The organism is Arthrobacter sp. SO5 (assembly GCF_020532805.1).
GTDB lineage: Bacteria > Actinomycetota > Actinomycetes > Actinomycetales > Micrococcaceae > Arthrobacter.
This window is the reverse complement of sequence record NZ_MQTQ01000074.1, coordinates 12624-29812: the sequence shown is the minus strand read 5'-3', so window position 1 is coordinate 29812 and position 17189 is coordinate 12624. Positions and strand designations below refer to the sequence as shown.

General features: G+C 69.2%; 15 protein-coding genes. 3 read left to right on the top strand and 12 right to left on the bottom strand.

The annotated features are described in order from the left end of the window. Together BJG92_RS13700 and BJG92_RS13695 are read left to right on the top strand one after the other, a co-directional pair. Window positions 1–381: energy-coupling factor transporter transmembrane component T (locus BJG92_RS13700; protein WP_232084546.1), on the top strand; the 381-nt coding region annotated here is incomplete at its 5' end. Next, window positions 378–1928 (top strand): ABC transporter ATP-binding protein, encoded by a 1551-nt coding sequence (locus BJG92_RS13695; RefSeq protein ID WP_232084545.1) that lies wholly within the window; start codon window positions 378–380, stop codon window positions 1926–1928. The genes BJG92_RS13700 and BJG92_RS13695, both read left to right, overlap by 4 nt. Window positions 1929–1977: 49 nt before the next feature. Here BJG92_RS13695 and BJG92_RS13690 read toward each other — a convergent pair whose 3' ends face one another. From BJG92_RS13690 to BJG92_RS13645, 10 genes are all read right to left on the bottom strand, one after another. Continuing rightward, window positions 1978–2298: a GYD domain-containing protein gene (locus BJG92_RS13690; RefSeq protein ID WP_232084544.1), complete on the bottom strand. Its 321-nt coding sequence runs from the start codon at window positions 2296–2298 to the stop codon at window positions 1978–1980. Window positions 2299–2612: 314 nt separating this feature from the next. Continuing rightward, on the bottom strand, window positions 2613–4775 hold the full coding sequence (locus BJG92_RS13685; protein ID WP_232084543.1) for a 3-hydroxyacyl-CoA dehydrogenase NAD-binding domain-containing protein: 2163 nt from the start codon (window positions 4773–4775) through the stop codon (window positions 2613–2615). After that, on the bottom strand, window positions 4772–5998 hold the full coding sequence (locus BJG92_RS13680) for an acetyl-CoA C-acyltransferase (protein WP_374199804.1): 1227 nt from the start codon (window positions 5996–5998) through the stop codon (window positions 4772–4774). The genes BJG92_RS13685 and BJG92_RS13680 overlap by 4 nt, the downstream gene beginning before the upstream one ends. Before the next feature lie 215 nt (window positions 5999–6213). Next, a complete protein-coding gene (locus BJG92_RS13675; RefSeq protein ID WP_232084542.1) occupies window positions 6214–7575 on the bottom strand; it encodes an HRDC domain-containing protein in 1362 nt (453 codons plus the stop codon). 106 nt (window positions 7576–7681) lie between these two features. Beyond that, window positions 7682–8335, bottom strand: coding sequence for a DUF3000 domain-containing protein (locus BJG92_RS13670; protein ID WP_232084637.1), 654 nt, complete (start codon window positions 8333–8335; stop codon window positions 7682–7684). A gap of 99 nt (window positions 8336–8434) precedes the next feature. Continuing rightward, window positions 8435–9544, bottom strand: a complete 1110-nt coding sequence (locus tag BJG92_RS13665) for a low specificity L-threonine aldolase (protein ID WP_269462004.1) — start codon at window positions 9542–9544, stop codon at window positions 8435–8437. A 49-nt stretch (window positions 9545–9593) separates the two neighbouring features. After that, the gene (locus BJG92_RS13660; RefSeq protein ID WP_232084540.1) at window positions 9594–10343 is read right to left on the bottom strand and encodes an SDR family oxidoreductase; all 750 of its coding nucleotides are present in this window, start codon (window positions 10341–10343) and stop codon (window positions 9594–9596) included. Continuing rightward, window positions 10340–11749 (bottom strand): DUF6421 family protein, encoded by a 1410-nt coding sequence (locus BJG92_RS13655; RefSeq protein WP_232084539.1) that lies wholly within the window; start codon window positions 11747–11749, stop codon window positions 10340–10342. The genes BJG92_RS13660 and BJG92_RS13655 overlap by 4 nt, the downstream gene beginning before the upstream one ends. 175 nt (window positions 11750–11924) lie before the next feature. Next, a complete protein-coding gene (gene msrB, locus BJG92_RS13650) occupies window positions 11925–12446 on the bottom strand; it encodes a peptide-methionine (R)-S-oxide reductase MsrB (RefSeq protein ID WP_232084538.1) in 522 nt (173 codons plus the stop codon). A gap of 14 nt (window positions 12447–12460) precedes the next feature. Continuing rightward, on the bottom strand, window positions 12461–12949 hold the full coding sequence (locus BJG92_RS13645) for a hypothetical protein (protein ID WP_232084537.1): 489 nt from the start codon (window positions 12947–12949) through the stop codon (window positions 12461–12463). A gap of 174 nt (window positions 12950–13123) precedes the next feature. On the opposite strand from BJG92_RS13645, the gene BJG92_RS13640 reads away from it, so the two are divergent. Next, window positions 13124–14464, top strand: coding sequence for an alpha/beta hydrolase family protein (locus BJG92_RS13640; protein WP_374199801.1), 1341 nt, complete (start codon window positions 13124–13126; stop codon window positions 14462–14464). Window positions 14465–14642: 178 nt separating this feature from the next. Here the strand turns inward: BJG92_RS13640 and BJG92_RS13635 are convergent, their stop codons facing one another. Next, window positions 14643–15980, bottom strand: coding sequence for a sodium:proton antiporter (locus BJG92_RS13635; RefSeq protein ID WP_232084536.1), 1338 nt, complete (start codon window positions 15978–15980; stop codon window positions 14643–14645). Window positions 15981–16040: 60 nt separating this feature from the next. Next, window positions 16041–17006 (bottom strand): formylglycine-generating enzyme family protein, encoded by a 966-nt coding sequence (locus BJG92_RS13630; RefSeq protein ID WP_232084535.1) that lies wholly within the window; start codon window positions 17004–17006, stop codon window positions 16041–16043. Window positions 17007–17189 lie beyond the last annotated feature (183 nt).

Here is a 17189-nt window from a genome sequence, read left to right as displayed (position 1 = left end):
GCCGCGCGGCGGGTGCCGCCGCAGTTCGGTTTCGTCCTGTCGTCCGCCCTGATGCTCCTTCCCGCCATGGCCACCCGGCTGGACGGGATCCGGCAGGCCCAGGAAGCCCGCGGGCTGGTGCTCCGCGGCGGCATCCTGTCCAGGCTGGGAGCCGTCAGGCTGCAGATGGTGCCGCTGGTCCTGGGGCTCATCGAGGATGCTGGCAACCGGGCACAGGCCCTGGAAGCGCGGGGCTTTGGCCACCCCGGGCCGCGCACCAGCTACCGCGAGGTCCCGGACTCGGCCGCCCAGCACCGGATCCGGGCGGCGGTCCTGCTGCTCGCTGCCGCCGGTGTGACCTGGCGCCTCGTCGTCTCCTGGCCCGAAGCCGGGGCCTCATGACAGCGTCCGGCCTGCCCGTTTTGGCCGCCCGCATCGGCGCCTTTACGTTCCACGGGGCCAGCGCACCCGCGCTGCGGGAGATCGGGCTGGTTGCCGTGTCGGGCACGTTGACGGCCGTCCTGGGCGGCTCCGGCAGCGGCAAGACGGCACTGGGGAAAGTGCTGGCCGGCTGGCTGCGGGCCGGCCAGGCGGGCAGCCTCAACGGCAGCCTGCAACTCGGGGAGACCCGCCTGGAGTTTGTCGGCGGAGAGGACGATCCCCGGATTGACCCCGAGGCCTGGTCGCGGCGCGTGGGCTACGTCCCGCAGGACGCCGCCGCCATTCTGTCTTCGGTCCGCTCGACAGTGGCGGAAGAACTGGCCTTTGGCCTGGAAAACCGCGGCATGGCGAGGGAGCAGATGCACAGCGAGGTGGCCCGGACGGCTGAACTCACCGGGCTGACCGCGCTGCTCGGCCGGGACCCCGGAACGCTCTCCGGCGGGGAACTGCGCCGCCTGGCCGTGGGCTGCGCCGTCATCTCCCAACCGGAGGTCCTCGTGCTGGATGAACCGCTGGCCTCCCTCGACGCCGCAGGCGCCGCGCAGATCGTGGAGCTCCTTCGCGGACTGCTCGACGCCGGCACCGCCGTCGTGCTGCTCAGCCAGGCGGCGGACGGACTGGCCCTCGGGGCAGCACACTGGGTGGTCCTGGACCGCGGCACGGTGTCGGCGCGCGGCACCCCGGCGCACCTGGAGAGGTCCCCGGAGCTGGCGGGCTCCGGCGTCGTGACAACGGACATGTCCTCCCCGGCCCCGCGCCGGCGGAACATGTCCAGCCGCACGCCGGGGTCCGCGGCCGTCCTAGAACTCCGGGACATCGGCTTCGGCTACGGGTCGGCCGGCATACCTGCCCGTAGATCCGCCAGCAGACCTGCCGGTAGATCTGCCGGGAATCCGCCGCGGCCGGCCGTGCTTCGCGGCCTCGAACTGGCCGTGCGTCCCGGCGAGATCGTTGCCGTCACGGGGCCCAACGGTGCCGGCAAGTCAACGCTGCTGCGCCACTTTAACGGCCTGCTGCGCCCGGAGAGCGGGGAAGTGCTGGTAGCGGGACGCGGCATCGCCGGGATTCCGGCGGGCCGGGTCTCGGCGTCGGTGGGGCTGCTGTTCCAGCAGCCGCGGGACCAGCTCTTCGAGCGGACGGTGCTCCGCGAAGTCAGTTTCGGACTCCGCCGGCTGATCGGGGCGGAGGCGGCCGGCATCCGGGCCCGCGCCGCGCTGGCCGCCGTCGGACTGTCCGGCGCAGCTGAAGCGCACCCGGCGGAGCTGCCCGCCTCACAGCAGCGGCTGCTTGCCCTCGCCACGGTGCTGGCCCGCGAGCCGGCCGTGCTGGCCCTGGACGAGCCAACGGTCGGGCTGGACCGCCACGGGCTGGCGCGGCTGCGGGCGGCCATCGACAGCGCGGCGGCCAGGGGTGCCGGCGTCGTGCTGGTCACCCACGACCTTGAATACGCGCAGGCGCATGCGCACAGAACGCTGGAACTGCGGGACGGGAGGCTGAGGGAACTCTGAAGTCTGCCGCCGCTGACCCCGGGAATGCCGCAGCCGGATAAAACTGGTTCTATTGCCCCGGCGGCCGGTAGGACGGTGTCTTCTTGGCTGCTTCGTCGATATCCTCCGGTGTCATGAGCGGTTTCAGACGCAGGTTCACGGAGCCCGTGGCATTGATCATGAGCGACAGGGCTGCGGCGCTGGCCTGATCCGGGATCTCGAATACCCCCAGGACATCGGTCTCCCCGAAGGAGTAGTAGAAACATTCGAGCGAGCCTCCCACCGATTTGAGGGCTTCGATGACCGCATCACGGCGCTTCGTGCCGCCTTCCCGCATCAGGCCCTTGATTCCCTCACCGACGTAGTTGGCTTCGAACAGATATTTGGTCATGGTCTTTCCTGTCTTGTGACGCCCACGACGCGGGCCTCCGAAGGTGTGCCAGACATCCAACCAGGGAAGGTCCCGGAGTTGGTCCCCAGAGTGGGGCACTGCCCACATGCTAGGTCCTGCACTTCACCCAGACAACGGTCCGGGATGAATCAGCAAAGCTGCCCGACTGACCGGGCCCGTCCATCCGCCGGGCACCCGCTGCGCCGCCGCCACTGGACATGCAAAGGCGCCGCCGCCCGGACCGCAGCCCTGACCTTGGTCAGGGCTGCGGCCCGGGCGGCGGCGCCGGCGGGGGAAAGGGGGGAATGGCGCCCCTACGCCGGCTCGGAGGCCACGCCGGGTGCGAGGAACTTCCTGCCGTTGACCCGCTCGGAGGCGCCGACCCGGTCAAGGTACGGGGTGATGCCGCCGAGGAACATGGGCCAGCCGGCGCCGAGGATCATGCAGAGGTCGATGTCCTCGGGTCCGGCCACAACGCCCTCGGCGAGCATGAGGCCGATTTCCTCCGCCAGGGCATCCTGGGTGCGGCGCAGCACTTCCTCGGCGGTGGACGGCGCGGTGCCGAACGTCATCAGCGCCAGCGTCTCGGCCGGAATGAACGGCTTGCCGTCCGGGCCCTTCTCAGGCGCCCAGACGGACTTCATGCCGTTGTCGATGAGTGTCTGCAGGTTAGCCGAGACCGTGAAGCGGTCCCCGAATGCGGCGTGCAGGGACTCCTGGACGTGCTGGGCCACCGGCAGGCCCACCATGGCACCCAGGACGAACGGCGTCATGGGCAGTCCCATCGGGCGCAGCGCGTTGTCCGCGACGTCGGCGGGTGTGCCCTCGTCGAACGCCGCCGTCACCTCACCCATGAGGCGCAGCAGGATGCGGTTGACCACAAACGCGGCGGCATCCTTGACCAGCACGGCGGACTTCTTGAGCCCCTTGGCGAGCTCAAAGGCGGTGGCCAGGACGGCGTCGTCGGTCTTCGGCGCCCGGACGATCTCCAGCAGCGGCATCACGGCCACAGGGTTGAAGAAGTGGAAGCCCACGAGCCGTTCCGGGTGCTCGAGGTCCTCGGCCATCGCGGTGACGGACAGCGAGGAGGTGTTGGTCGCCAGGATGCACTCCGGCGAGACGATCGCCTCGACCTCCTTGAAGACCTGCTTCTTGACGTTGAGTTCCTCGAAGACGGCCTCGATGACAAAGTCGGCGTCGGCGAAGGCTTCCTTCGACACCGAGCCGGTGACCAGCGCGCGGGTCCGGTTGGCGGCGTCGGAACTGATCCGTCCCTTCGCCAGCAGCTTGTCCACCTCCGCGTGGACGTAGCCCACGCCCTTGTCCACGCGGGCCTGGTCAATGTCCGTCATGACGACGGGAACCTTGAGCTGGCGGGCGAAGAGCAGGGCGAGCTGGCTGGCCATCAGCCCGGCCCCGACGACGCCGATCTTGGCGACCGGGCGGGCGAGCTTACGGTCAGGCGCGCCGGCCGGGCGCTTGGAGCGCCGCTGCACGAGGTCCAGGAAAGCGTAGACCGTGGAGCGGAACTCATTGGTCTGCATCAGGTCCGCGAGCGTCTCGCACTCCAGCTCCGCGGACTCCGCCTGCGTCAGCGTGCGGTTGGCTTCCAGCACGTCCAGGACTTTGCGGGGCGCCGGGGAAGCGTTGGAGGTCTTGGCTTCGACGAACGCCCGGCCCTTCGCGACGGCGGCGGCCCAGCGGGCGGCCACCTCCGGTGCGGCGGGGTCAACGGCGTTGGGGCGCGCCGGCGTCACCGCTCCGGCGATGACCTTTGCGGCCCAGGCGACGGACTGCTCGACGAAGTCCGCCGGTTCGAACACGGCATCCGCCACGCCGAGCTCAAAGGCCTGCGGCCCCGTAAGCGTGCGGTTGTTGCTGAGCGGGTTCTCGATCATCACCTTCACGGCGTGCTCGGGGCCGATGAGCCGCGGCAGGATGTACACGCCGCCCCAGCCCGGGACCAGCCCGATGAACGCTTCCGGCAGGGCCAGGGCGCCGGCCCCGGTGGACACGGTCCGGTAGGTGGACTGCAGGGCGATCTCCAGCCCGCCGCCCAGGGCCAGGCCGTTGATGAACGCAAAGCTGGGCACGCCGAGGTTGGCCAGGGTGGCGTACACGTCGTGGCCGAGCTGGGCCATCCAGAGGCCCTGCTCGCGGCCGCTGACCGACTTGACCGTGGACAGGTCGGCGCCGGCCACCAGGAAGTACGGTTTGCCGGTCACGCCGACGCCGACGATCTCACCGCGCGCTGCGCGGTCCCGCAGCCCCTCCAGCACGGTGCCGAGCTCGATCAGGGTGTTCGGGCCCAGGGTGGTGGGCTTGGAGTGGTCCAGGCCGTTGTCCAGCGTGACGAGGGCAAACGTGCCGGGGCTCGTGCCGTCCACTAGCGGGAGCTCGATGTCCTGGACGTAGGAGTGCGTCACCGACTCGTTCGGGAACAGTTCGGCAAGCTTGCGGAAATCGGCGGCGCTCATGCTGCGGCTCCAGTCTCGGTGGTGGGGTATTCGGTGCCGTAGTCGGCGTGGTGCGGGTTTTCCCAGATGACGGTGGCCCCCATGCCGAGGCCGATGCACATGGCGGTCAGCCCGAAGCGGACGCCCGGGTCCTCCTCGAACTGGCGCGCCAGCTGGTTCATCAGCCGGACGCCGGAGGAGGCGAGCGGGTGCCCGACGGCGATTGCGCCGCCGTAGCGGTTGACCCGGGGGTCGTCGTCGGCGACGCCGAAGTGGTCCAGGAAGCTGAGGACCTGGACGGCGAAGGCTTCGTTGATTTCGAAGAGGCCGATGTCCTCGATGCCGAGTCCGGCGTTCTTGAGGGCCTTCTCGGTGGCGGGGACGGGGCCGATGCCCATGACCTCGGGCTCGACGCCGGCGAAGGCGTAGCTGACCAGGCGCATCTTGACCGGCAGGCCAAGCTCCTCGGCGGCGTCGGCGGAGGCCAGCAGGGCTGCGGTGGCGCCGTCGTTGAGGCCTGCGGCGTTGCCGGCGGTGACGCGGCCGTGCGCGCGGAACGGGGTGCGCAGCGCGGCGAGGTCTTCCACCGTGGTGCCCGGGCGCGGCGGCTCGTCCACGGTGTTGACGGTCCAGCCCTGGCCGGGCTTCATGGTGGCCACGGGAACCAGGTCCGGCTGGATCTGGCCGTTGGCGTAGGCGGCGGCCAGCTTGTCCTGGGACGCGACTGCGTACGCGTCGGCCCGGTCCTTGGTGATGGCGGGGAAGCGGTCGTGCAGGTTCTCGGCGGTGTTGCCCATATTCAGGGCCGCCGGGTCCACGATCCGTTCGGACATGAAGCGCGGGTTGGGGTCGGAGCCCGCGCCCATCGGGTGGTTGCCCATGTGCTCCACGCCGCCGGCGATCACGACGTCGTAGGCGCCGAAGCCGATGCCGCTCGCCGTCGTCGTCACTGCGGTCATGGCGCCGGCGCACATGCGGTCAATGGCGAACCCGGGCACGGTGCGGGGCAGGCCGGCCAGCAGCGCGGCGGTGCGGCCGATTGTCAGGCCCTGGTCGCCCGTCTGCGTCGTGGCGGCGATGGCCACCTCGTCGATCCGTTCAGCGGGCAGGGACGGGTTGCGGCGCATCAGTTCGCGGATGCACTTGACCACGAGGTCATCGGCGCGGGTTCCGGCGTAGATGCCCTTCTCGCCGGCACGTCCGAACGGCGTGCGGACACCGTCGACGAAGACCACCTCGCGGATGGTCCGGGAATTCGCGCTGCTGGGTTTTCCGCTGCTGATTTTTCCGTTGCTCGGGGTTCGGCTCACGTGTTACTCCTCATCGAGACATGGGTGGCGGAGCCGCGCCCCATGGCAGGAAGGGATTTGGGGGCAGCGGGCATCCGGGCGATATCACTCAACATGTTACTCGCCGGTAACATAGCTGGCAAGGAGGCAGCGCCGGTTACCGGACCGGCTTAGCGGACCGCGGCGTCGGACGCCGCTTCGGCGGCAGCCCTGGGCGCCTTTTCCGGCAGCGGCTGGGGGTTGAGGAAGGCCTCGGCGATGAGCGGGGAGGTGACTTGGATCTGCCACTGGCGCGCCCCGAGGTTCTGGAGCTCCTCGGCGATGCCCTCCTCGCTCAGTTCTGCCGGCGGGCGCCAGGCCACCCGCCGGAGGTAGTCCGGCGTCAGCAGGTTTTCCACCGGCATGTTCAGTTCCTCGGACTTTGCCTGCAGCAGCGGCCGGGCCGTAGCCAGCCGTGCGGCAGCCTCGGGATCCCGGTCGGTCCAGACCCGCGGGGGCGGCGGAGCGTTGGTGGCCAGGTGCAGTGGCGGGAGTTCCTCCAGGGCGCGGGCGGTGCTGATGCAGCGCAGCCAGCGCGGGGCCTCGCGCTGGGCGGCCCGGCCGTGGAAGCCCTTGGTCCCCAGCAGCTGCGGCACGGTGGTGGGCATGGCCTTGGCGGCGGCCACGAGGGCGGAGTCAGGAATGAGCCGGCCCGGGGCGACGTCCCGCTTCTGGGCCAGGGAGTCGCGTTCGAGCCAGAGTTCGCGGACCGCGGCCAGCTGGCGGCGGTCCCGGATCTGGTGCAGTCCGGAGGTTTTGCGCCACGGGTCCACGCGTGGCGGGGCCTGGCCGGCCTCGAGGATGGCGGCGAATTCCTGCTCGGCGAAGTCCAGTTTGCCGTCGGCCACGAGGAGCTCGATCAGTTCCTCGCGCAGCTCGGTGAGGACCTCGACGTCGAGGGCCGCGTACCGCAGCCAGGGTTCCGGCAGCGGGCGGGTGGACCAGTCGGCGGCCGAGTGTTCCTTTGCCAGGCCGAAGCCCAGGAGCTGTTCGATCACCGCGGCGAGACCTACCCGCGGCAGCCCGGCGAGGCGCGCGGCGAGTTCGGTGTCGAAAAGCTTGTCCGGCCACATGCCGAGTTCGGACAGGCAAGGCAGGTCCTGGCTCGCGGCGTGCAGGATCCACTCGACGCCGCGAAGGGCGTCGTTGACGATGCCCAGGTCACCGAAGGGTTCAGGATCGATCAGCCAGGTGCCTGCGCCTTCGCGCCGGATCTGGACCAGGAAGGCGCGCTGGCCGTAGCGGAAGCCGGAGGCACGCTCGGCGTCCACCCCCGCGGGGCCGTGTCCGGCGGCGAGGGCTGCGGCGCAGCGTTCCAGGCCGGACAAGGTTTCAATGACGAGCGGCACGCCGTCGCGGGGTGCATCGAGGTCGATGACCTCGGGGACCAGGCTGTCGAAGCCGTCCACTGCGATGTGGGCTGTGGTGTCAGCGGCCTCGGTCGTGCTCTGAACGGCACCGGCCGTGCTGATTTCCGGAATGTGAGGGGTCATGATGACTTCAGTTTACCGACAAGTTGCCGACAAGCCGGAGTTGGGATCCGCGCGGCCGGTAAATCCGGGCAGCCGGGCTGCGCGGCCGGGCCCTGCAGCCGTGACTTCAGCGTGACTGGCCGCGCCGCCGCCGGGGCAGCGCGGTCACGCCCTCGGGCAGCGGAGGCAGGCCGGCGAAGGTGCAGACCATGTCCGACCACGCCTCAAGATGCGAGGTGATGTCCGGCGTGGCCGGCGTCCAGGAGGCGCGGAGTTCGATGTCGATCGAGTTGGGCCGGTCCGAGAGGGTGCCGAAGCTTTCGGAGAGCACGCGCGTCGCCGTGCCGCCGGCGGAGCGGTAGGGGGCGGCGTGGTTTTCCAGGGCCTCGACGAGCCAGGTCCAGGCGACGGAGCCAAGCATCTCGTCGTTGCCCATCTCGGGTTCCAGCTGGGCCCGGATGTAGGTGACGATCCGGAATTCACCGTCCCAGACGGCGGAGCCGTCGGGATCATGCAGGAGGATGAACCGGCCAGTGGCCAGTTCGATGTCCTCGCTCCCGGAGGCCGGCTGGAGCGCCGCGGCGGCCGGACCGTGGACCGCCAAGGAGCCCCGCGGGTCTCCCGGGGCGATGACCTCGGCCCCGAGCGCCACGGCGAAGGGCGCCAGCCGGGCGGGCGCCGGAATCTCGGCCAGACGCAGCTCACCGCGGCATTGTGCTTGTCGAAGGGTCCCCAGGGCAAAAAGAAAATCTGCCGGAACCTGGTCGAGTGCGTTCACAATGGAAGATTATGCAACGGCCGGGCCCAAGCCCGGCAGGCTCGCCGCCGCCCGGCCGCGCAGGTGCCGGCGGGGCGGCGGCGTTGTGGTTTCGGCCCGCAGCTAGCCGGCCGCGAGTTCGTGCTTGATGGCGGCGATGAAGGAATCAACGTCATCCTCGGTGGTGTCGAAAGAGCACATCCAGCGGACCTCGCGGGCCGCCTCGTTCCAGTCGTAGAACCGGAAGGACTGGCGCAGCCGGTCCGCCACGCCGGCGGGCAGGACCGCGAAGACGCCGTTGGACTCCGTCTTTTGGCTCAGCTCGACGCCCGGGATGGACTCGACGCCGGCGCGCAGCCGGGCCGCCATGGCGTTGGCGTGCCGGGCGGAGCGCAGCCACAGGCCGCCGTCGAGCAGGGCGATGAACTGGGCCGACATGAACCGCATCTTGGAGGCCAGCTGCATGTTCATCTTGCGCAGGTAGATCAGCCCGTGGGCCGACTCCGGGTTCAGGGCCACCACGACCTCGCCGAACAGCAGCCCGTTCTTGGTGCCGCCGAAGGAGAGGATGTCCACCCCGGCGTCGCGGGTGAAGGCGCGCAGCGGAACGTTCAGGTGCGCCGCGGCGTTGGCCAGGCGGGCGCCGTCCATGTGCAGCTTCATGCCCTTGGAGTGGACATGCTCGGCGATGGCCCGGACTTCCTCCGGGGTGTAGCAGGTGCCCAGTTCGGTGGTCTGGGTGATGGAGACGGCGAGCGGCTGGGCCCGGTGCTCATCGCCCCAGCCCCAGGCCTCTTTGTCGATCAGTTCGGGGGTGAGCTTGCCGTCTTCGGTGGGGACCTGGAGCAGCTTGATGCCGCCGATCCGTTCCGGGGCGCCGTTCTCGTCCATGTTGATGTGGGCCGTGGACGCGCAGATGACGGCGCCCCAGCGCGGCAGCAGGGACTGCAGCGACAGGACGTTGGCTCCGGTGCCGTTGAAGACCGGGAAGCATTCGATGCCTTCGCCGAAGTGCTCTTCCATCACCTGATGCAGCCGTGCGGTGTAGTCGTCCTCGCCGTAGGAGACCTGGTGGCCACCGTTGGCGGCGGCCAGGGCGGCCAGCACCTCCGGGTGCACGCCGGAGTAGTTGTCCGAGGCGAAGCCGCGGACAGCGGGGTCGTGGAGCCGTGCGGCGGTAGCAGCAGGGGCAGGGGCAGTGTCAACTGTGTTTGATTCGACCGTGCTGGTCATCGATTTGCTCACGCTTTCAGTCTAAGAGGTACGGCCGCAACGGCTAAGCTCAGCGGCTCAGCAGCAGCCGGCGGCCATTCAGCTCCGCCGCGGGGGACGTGAAGAGTCCGACGGCGGCCGCGGCCAGCTCCTCCACGTCGGTGAAGCCGGGGAATTTCCGTTCGGGGGACTTGGCTCGCATCCGCGCGTCCACGAGGGCCTTGACCACGAGGATCGTCGCGGCGCTGTGCTGTTCCCCGGGGCCGCCTGTGCTGCCCGGGCCGCCGCTTCCCGACTGGTCCCGCCGGAAGCCGTCCGCTACTGCCAGGGTCCAGGCCTCAGCCGCGGCCTTGGCCGCCACATAGCTGGCGGTAGCCGCCGTCGGGCTGCTGACGGCGGTGGAGGAGACCATGGCGAAGCGTCCCGTGTCCGAGGCCGCAAGGTCATCGTAGAACTCCCGGGTGACGTTCCGGACCGTGGTAATGGCGCCGCGCGCCAGGAAGTCCCAGTCCTCGTCGCTTTGGTCGGTGATGCCCGCCGCGCCGCGCCAGCCGCCGACAAGGTGGATCACGCCGTCGATCCTGCCGGCCTGCCGGCCAATCGCTGCGTGCAGTGACGCGACCTCTGCGGGGGAGGCGAGGTCGCAGACGAGCGGCGCGACGCCGCCGCCCGCTTCCGCCGCGGCGGCCTCGATCCGCTTCGCGTCGGAACCGACCGTGAAGACCGTGTGCCCGGCCTCGTGCAGGGAGCGGGCGGCGGCGATCCCGGATGGTCCGCTGCCGCCCGTGACCACCACGGTCAGGGCGCGTCCGGCACTCATCCGGCGTTCCCGGCCGGTGCTGAAGCTCCGGCTGCTGTTCCCGTGCCGGACGTCCCGGTGATGCCGGCCGTGGATCCGATGACAGGGCGCATCTTCTTCTCCAGTGCCTCGTAGAACATGGACAGCGGGAACTCGTCGTCGAGCACCTGGTCGGTGAGCCCGCGCGGCGGCCCGGCCAGCGGCAGGGCAGCGGGACCCTTGGCCCAGACCGAGGCCGGGTTGGGGGTGACCGTGCCGGAGATGAGCTCGTAGGCGGCAAGCCAGTGGGCCATCTTGGGGCGGTCGATCGAGCGCCAGTACAGCTCCTCGATCTTGGCGCCGAGTTCAATCACGACGCCGGCCGCCTCGTCCCAGTCGATGCTGAGTTTGCTGTCGGTCCAGTGCAGGACGTGGTGCTGGTGCATCCACGCGAAGAGGAGCTGGCCGCCGAGGCCGTCGTAGTTGCGCACCCGGCTGCCGGTGATGGCGAAGCGGAAGATCCGGTCGAAGATGACGGCGTACTGGACCAGTTTGGCGTGCCGGCGTGCCTGCGGGTCGGCGTCCTCGTCCTTTTCGATCCGCACGGATTCGCGGAAGGCCGTCAGGTCGCAGCGCAGTTCCTCCAGGGAGTACAGGAAGAACGGCATGCGCTGTTTGATCATGAACGGGTCAAAGGGCAGGTCCCCGCGCATGTGGGTGCGGTCGTGGATGAGGTCCCACATGACAAAGGTTTCCTGGGTCAGTTCCTGGTCCTCGAGCAGGCCGGCGGCGTCTTCGGGCAGCTGCAGCGAGGTGATGTCCGCGGCGGCGCGCACGACGCGGCGGAACCGGGCGGCCTCGCGGTCGGCAAAGATGGCGCCCCACGTGAAGGTGGGGGTCTCGCGGACGGCGACTGTTTCCGGGAACAGGACCGCGGAGTTGGTGTCGTAGCCCGGCGTGAAGTCCAGGAACCGGATCGGGACGAAGAGCTTGTTGGAGTACTCGCCCTCTTCGAGCCCGGCGATGAACTCCGGCCAGATGACCTCGATCAGCACGGCCTCGACAAAGCGGTTGCTGCTGCCGTTCTGCGTGTACATCGGGAAGACCACGAGGTGCTGGAGGCCGTTGACGCGGTGATGCTGCGGCTGGAAGGCCTGCAGGGAGTCAAGGAAATCGGGAACCCCGAAGCCGCCGTCGGCCCAGCGGCCGAAGTCCGAGACCAGCAGTTCGAGGTAGCGGGCGTCGTGGGGGAACGCGGGGGCCAGGGCCTTGATCGCGGCCGTTACGGTGCCGACGTGCACCATGGCGGACTCGTGGTCGCCGGCTTCCGGGACGGACCCGTCCTGGACCTGCAGGGCCTGCAGCGCTGTGGCGGCAGCCTTAAGCTGGAGCCATTCAGGGGAGTTGGCGGTGATGGGGGCGGCGGAAGTGATCGCGGTGGTGGTCATCGTCTGCAGGCGCCTTTCTGTTTGCCGGGAGCGTCGCTCGTCAGTATCTATGGCGAGCGTAGCAACGAAACAGAAGCTCTAATGCAAAATCGTGCTGAGCATAAGAGATTCTGTGGCAAGTGGCTGCTGCACCCCGTCCCAGCTACAGCGGGGACGGGGCTGCATGCCGGGGGAGCTACTGCCGGCGGGGCTCCGCGCCGGCGTCGTCTGCCGACACCAGCTTCAGCGAGACGGAATTGATGCAATAGCGCTGGTCGGTGGGGGTTCCGTAGCCTTCGCCGTCGAACACATGGCCCAGGTGCGAATCGCACGTGGCGCACCTGACTTCGACTCGTTCCATGCCCAGGGCGCGGTCATGGATGTAGCGGACGGTACCCTCCGCGAGCGGCGCCCAGAAAGAGGGCCAGCCGCAGTGCGAATCGAACTTCTCGCTGCTCGTGAACAGTTCGGCGCCGCAGGCCCGGCACTGGTAGACGCCCGCGGTGTGGGTGTCCCAGTACTCGCCGGTGTACGGGCGTTCGGTACCGGCCTGGCGCAGGACGCGATACTCATCCGGCGTCAGTTCCTGGCGCCACTGCTCGTCTGTCTTTTCCACCGCTGGCTTTTCCGCCGCTGTCTTTTCCACCGCTGGGGCGCCGGTTTCCAGTGCGGTCCCGGCGGAGGGCACGGATTTTGACCTGTGATTAAAGATTCTCATAGCCTCAATAACGCTCAGGAGTCCCCGATAAATCCCGATCCGGCGTAGAGATGCAGGACGGGCAGGCCCAGCTTGTCCTGCGCCTTGTTGGCCCAGTCGGTGTGGAACGTGTCCGCGACGGCGTGCGGGCGGGTGATCACCACGGCCTGCCCGGCGCCGAGTTCCTTGACCTTGGCCACCAGCCCCTCCACGGCCTTGCCCTCGACTATTTCGCCCGTGACGCCGCCGCCCAGTCCGGCCAGTGCAGCGAGGGAGGCCGCCAGGGTATCAGCGGCTTCTGCCCGCTCTTCGGCCGGGTCGGAGTGTGCCGTCAGTTCCCGGAAGGCCTTGGCGATGTCCAGCAGGGAGATGTTTTCCAGGAAATCGACCAGCAGGCGCCGCTCTGTGTTGGCCGGCACAAGGACCACCAGGGGAGAATCACCGCCGGCAACCAAGGTGTCGATGTTGACGCGGTCGTCCGCGCCGAGGGGCTCTTCTGTCAAAATGACGATTGGATCACTCATGCCCCCAGCCTAGTCTGGCGCCGGCAACCGCGCACGACGTCGGGTACCGGGCGCCCCACAGTGCCTCCCCGGGGGCGGCGTCCACCGGTTGTGCGTCACGCCGACGGCCGCCCGCGGGACCCGCCGCGGGGCGCGGATGCCGCCCCGAACGGCGAGTTCGGTAAGAATGGAGCCATGGCTTCCTCCCAGCGTCTCCTGCCGGACCCGCCCCGGATCTCCCCGACCCGCGGAAAGTCCGCGCCCGCCGCCGCGGCGTCCGGGGCCGAGGTCCCGATGTCCGGAAGTGCCAAATGGGCCGTGGGCGGGATCATCGGAGGAAGTGCCGCGGCCGGCCTGCTCGCAGCGGGCTCCTCTGCCCTGGCCTTGTACTTCGCCCGGCGCGTGATCACGCCCGCCCGGGCCCGCGACGAGGACCAGGAAGTCCTCGCTGTGATCCGTGACGGGCACGGACTGCAGGTCATCCTCGCGGCCACGGACGACGCCACGGTGGAGGGGACCTACGGGTTCTTCTTCGACGGTGGCCGCGGCCACGCGCGGATCGGCCAGATCATCTCCTATTCGCCCGCCGAGCGGACGGTGCAGCGGGAAGTCGAGGCCGTTTACAGCGGAGACCTCACGACGGCGCGGCGCGGCTATTGGAGCGGTGTTGCCCATCCGGACCCCGCCAGCATCGGACTGCCCTACGAAGAAGTCCAGATTGAGGCCGACGGCGGGAACGCACCGGCCTGGCTGGTCAGGGCGGGCCCGGAGGCGGACATCTGGGCCATCATGATCCACGGCCGCGGCGCATCCCGGCAGGAAGGACTGCGGGCGGTCCGGACCGCGAGGGAACTGGGCATGTCCAGCCTGCTGATCTCCTACCGCAACGACGGACTGGCCCCCTCCGCGCCGGACGGCCGCTACGGCCTCGGTTCCACCGAGTGGCGCGACGTCGATGCGGCCATCGGCTACGCCCTCGGCCACGGTGCCCGCGAGGTGGTCCTGTTCGGCTGGTCCATGGGCGGGGCCATCTGCCTGCAGACCGCAGACCTCTCCCGCTACCACCACTTGATCCGGGCGATGGTGCTCGACGCCCCCGTGATCAACTGGGTCAACGTGCTGGCGCACCACGCTGACCTCAACCGGATTCCCTCCGCCGTGGGCCGGTACGGGCAGCTTATGATGAGCCACCGGCTGGGCCGGCGGCTGACCGGCCTCGCCGCCCCGGTCGACCTGAAGACGATGGACTGGGTCTCCCGCGCGGTGGAACTGCGGACGCCCACGCTGATCCTCCACAGCGTGGATGACGAATACGTTCCCTACGGGCCGTCCGCTGCCCTCGCCGAAAAGAACCCCGAGATGGTCACCTTCGAGAGCTTCAACCGGGCCCTGCACACCAAGGAATGGAACGTGGATCCGGAGCGCTGGGAGCGGCTGGTGCTGGCCTGGCTGCGGCGGCAGCTCGCGCCCCGCCCCAACCCGGGACAGCCCAAAGCCGAGTGGCCCCGTCCGGAGGCACCGTCCGCCCCGAGGTAACCCTTGCGAAAGGCCCTTTGTGAGTTCTTTGATCGGTACCCGCTGACCATCGCACGATGGCTCTTCACGCGGAAATCCGATGCTCAGAAGCCGGGATCTACACCACTCCACGGGACGCAACCCAGGTTTCGCTGAGGGGGACGGGCTAGTTTTTCCGGGACGTGGCGTGTGGGCCGTCTCAGCCCGGCTCTCCACCTCGAATGGGCTTGGCCGGATCGGCGCCGGGGAGTTGACGCCGCCGGCGAGGCACCGTCACCGGCATAGTCTCTTCCGCGGCCGGATGCCCGGCCGTGTGAACTTCATACCAGCGGTGGTAGGTGGCGATCAGTGGGACCGAGGTCAGGCCGTGAAGGACGACGCTGAGGGCGACGGTGACAACGACGGTCGTGAGTACGACCTCGCCGTCGGGGACACCGCGCTCGAGAGCGAGCAGCGCGAACACGAGCGAGGCGAGCCCCCGCGGGCCGAACCAGCCGATGAACGCCACCGTCGGACGCCTCACACCCCGGCCGGCGAAGGCGATCGCGACGGGAATCATGCGCACCAGCGTCAAGCTGAGCACGGCATAGAGGATCACTTGCCAGGTGATGTGCGGGATGGCCAGGGTGAAGGCCAGCGCTCCGAACCCGATCCACGTTACGGCGGCGAGGAAGCCGCCCGTCTCTTCTGTGAACAGAGTGGTCAGCGAACTGCGTGTGCCCGAGACGCTCCCGAACGCGATGCCGCCTGCGAAGGCGGCGATGAAGCCGCTGCCGCCGAGCATCAAGGCGATGGTGTAGGCCAGCAGCGCCACCGCCAATGGCGCGATCTGCCGCCACTCGAGGCTGATCCACGTACGCCGGTTGGCGGCGCGGACCAGCAGGCCGCCCAGGATGCCCGCGGTGATTCCGGCGGCGAGTCCCCACCCGATCTGGGCAGCCATGTTGCTGGCGACGGCCCAGGTGACACCGGTTTCCAGCTCTGCGTTGGCGACCTCGAGTGCGACGAGGAAGAAGGGCACAGCGAGGCCGTCGTTGAGGCCGCTCTCTACGTCGAGCGCCTGCCGCACACGGGCCGGCACGGCAGGGTCGGAGACGACCTTCTGGCCTAGCGCCGCGTCGGTTGAGGCCAGCATCGTCGAGAGCAGAACTACGGATGCGATCGCCATTCCGGGGAAGATGAGCGCGCCGACCCCTGCCCCGGCGAGCATCGTGAGCGGTAATCCGATCAGCAGGAGGCGGCTCGGCCACCCCAGCTCGCGGCGGAGCGAACGAAGATCCAGTCGGGTGGCGTCGCTGAACAGGAGCAGGACGAGCGCGACCTCGGCCACCCGCTCGACCTCAGAGGACTCCAAGGAGATTTCCAGGAAGCCGAGGGCCGACGCGCCGACGAACGAACCAGCAGCGGTGAAGAAGAGGGCCGAGGTGATCCCGCGCCGGTCAAGCGGCCCGGAGAACGCGCTCCAGAAAATGATGATTGCCAGTATCGTCGCCGCCGCTATCATGCGGATCCTGCTCTCGATCGTGTGCTTTCCCACCCCGCCGTCCGGGTGGATTCCAAAAGACTACGTGTCACCCGGGTCCCTGGGTTTCCCGGATTACTGATCTGGGGTCAGGGAACGTGCGCACCGGAAGCCGATATGCGAGGTTGCCGTGTCCTCGGCCTGCGGGGAGCGCGCTGCCGGGCGGTAGCGCAGGCAGTACTCCGGCGCGCACAGGTGTGAGCCTCCCTTGAGTACGCGGCGCGGGATGCCGGACCCGGGCTCCGCGCTTTCGGCGGCCTTATCCCTCTGCGGGGTACATGCGCACCCGCTGGCCCGGTCGTGAGTCTCAGCTACTGCTAACGCTGCTACTTCGGCGGTGTCGTGGCCGGCCGAGTAGTAGCTTCTGGTCCATTCCCACACGTTTCCGATCATGTCGAAGAGCCCGTACCCGTTCGGGGGGAACGTCCCTGCCGGGGACGTTCCCCTCCACCCGCTCGCGCCGGTATGCACGTAGGGGAAACGTCCCTGCCAAAAGTTGGCCATCAGCACACCGTCCGGGCTGGCCTCGTTGCCCCACGCATAGGTGAATGCGTCGGACAGTCCGCCCCTGGCCGCAAATTCCCACTCGGCTTCGTCTGGCAGCCGTTTGCCTGCCCAGGTCGCATAGGCACCGGCGTCCGCGAAGGACACCTGCACGGCAGGGTGGTCCTCCCTGCCTTCGATTGATGATCCGGGGCCCAGTGGCTGCCGCCAGCACGCGCCCGGGACCCAACGCCACCACTGGCGCCAGTCGCTTAGGTCCACGGGCCCGGGTGAAGGCGTGAAGACCAACCCGCCCGGGGTCAGCTCCCGGGGCGAAAGGCCGGGAAAGTCCGCGAGGTCCAGCGGCCGCTCGGCCACTGTCAGGTAGCCCGTTGCCGCAACGAACACGGCGAATTCCGCGTTGGTGACGGGGCGCTCATCCAGCTCGAAGGCCGGTACGCTGACCCGATGCCGGGGTCCCTCGTCGGGGTAAAACTCGTTCGATCCCATCAGGAACTCACCGGCCGGAATATGCAACATCGTCGTCGTGACAGGCATACCGGGCGTTATCCTTCCCGTCCGCATGGGCCCGCTGCTCCGTCGGACGGGTACCGGAGGTCGCTCGCGCGCCATGGCTTGAGCAGATGCTACCCGCTACCGCGGCATCATTCCAGACGCCGTCCGAAGTTCACTGGGGACGGGTGTTCCTCGGACGCCAGGCCGTCTCCGGCGAGTCGGTGC

What these genes read in the sequence shown, in the direction of transcription:
- BJG92_RS13695 (WP_232084545.1), top strand. Translation starts at nt 378, where the DNA reads ATGACAGCGTCCGGCCTGCCCGTTTTGGCCGCCCGCATCGGCGCCTTT.
- BJG92_RS13690 (WP_232084544.1), bottom strand. Translation starts at nt 2,298, where the DNA reads ATGACCAAATATCTGTTCGAAGCCAACTACGTCGGTGAGGGAATCAAG.
- BJG92_RS13685 (WP_232084543.1), bottom strand. Translation starts at nt 4,775, where the DNA reads ATGAGCGCCGCCGATTTCCGCAAGCTTGCCGAACTGTTCCCGAACGAG.
- BJG92_RS13675 (WP_232084542.1), bottom strand. Translation starts at nt 7,575, where the DNA reads ATGACCCCTCACATTCCGGAAATCAGCACGGCCGGTGCCGTTCAGAGC.
- BJG92_RS13665 (WP_269462004.1), bottom strand. Translation starts at nt 9,544, where the DNA reads ATGACCAGCACGGTCGAATCAAACACAGTTGACACTGCCCCTGCCCCT.
- BJG92_RS13660 (WP_232084540.1), bottom strand. Translation starts at nt 10,343, where the DNA reads ATGAGTGCCGGACGCGCCCTGACCGTGGTGGTCACGGGCGGCAGCGGA.
- BJG92_RS13655 (WP_232084539.1), bottom strand. Translation starts at nt 11,749, where the DNA reads ATGACCACCACCGCGATCACTTCCGCCGCCCCCATCACCGCCAACTCC.
- msrB (WP_232084538.1), bottom strand. Translation starts at nt 12,446, where the DNA reads ATGAGAATCTTTAATCACAGGTCAAAATCCGTGCCCTCCGCCGGGACC.
- BJG92_RS13645 (WP_232084537.1), bottom strand. Translation starts at nt 12,949, where the DNA reads ATGAGTGATCCAATCGTCATTTTGACAGAAGAGCCCCTCGGCGCGGAC.
- BJG92_RS13640 (WP_374199801.1), top strand. Translation starts at nt 13,124, where the DNA reads ATGGCTTCCTCCCAGCGTCTCCTGCCGGACCCGCCCCGGATCTCCCCG.
- BJG92_RS13630 (WP_232084535.1), bottom strand. Translation starts at nt 17,006, where the DNA reads ATGCCTGTCACGACGACGATGTTGCATATTCCGGCCGGTGAGTTCCTG.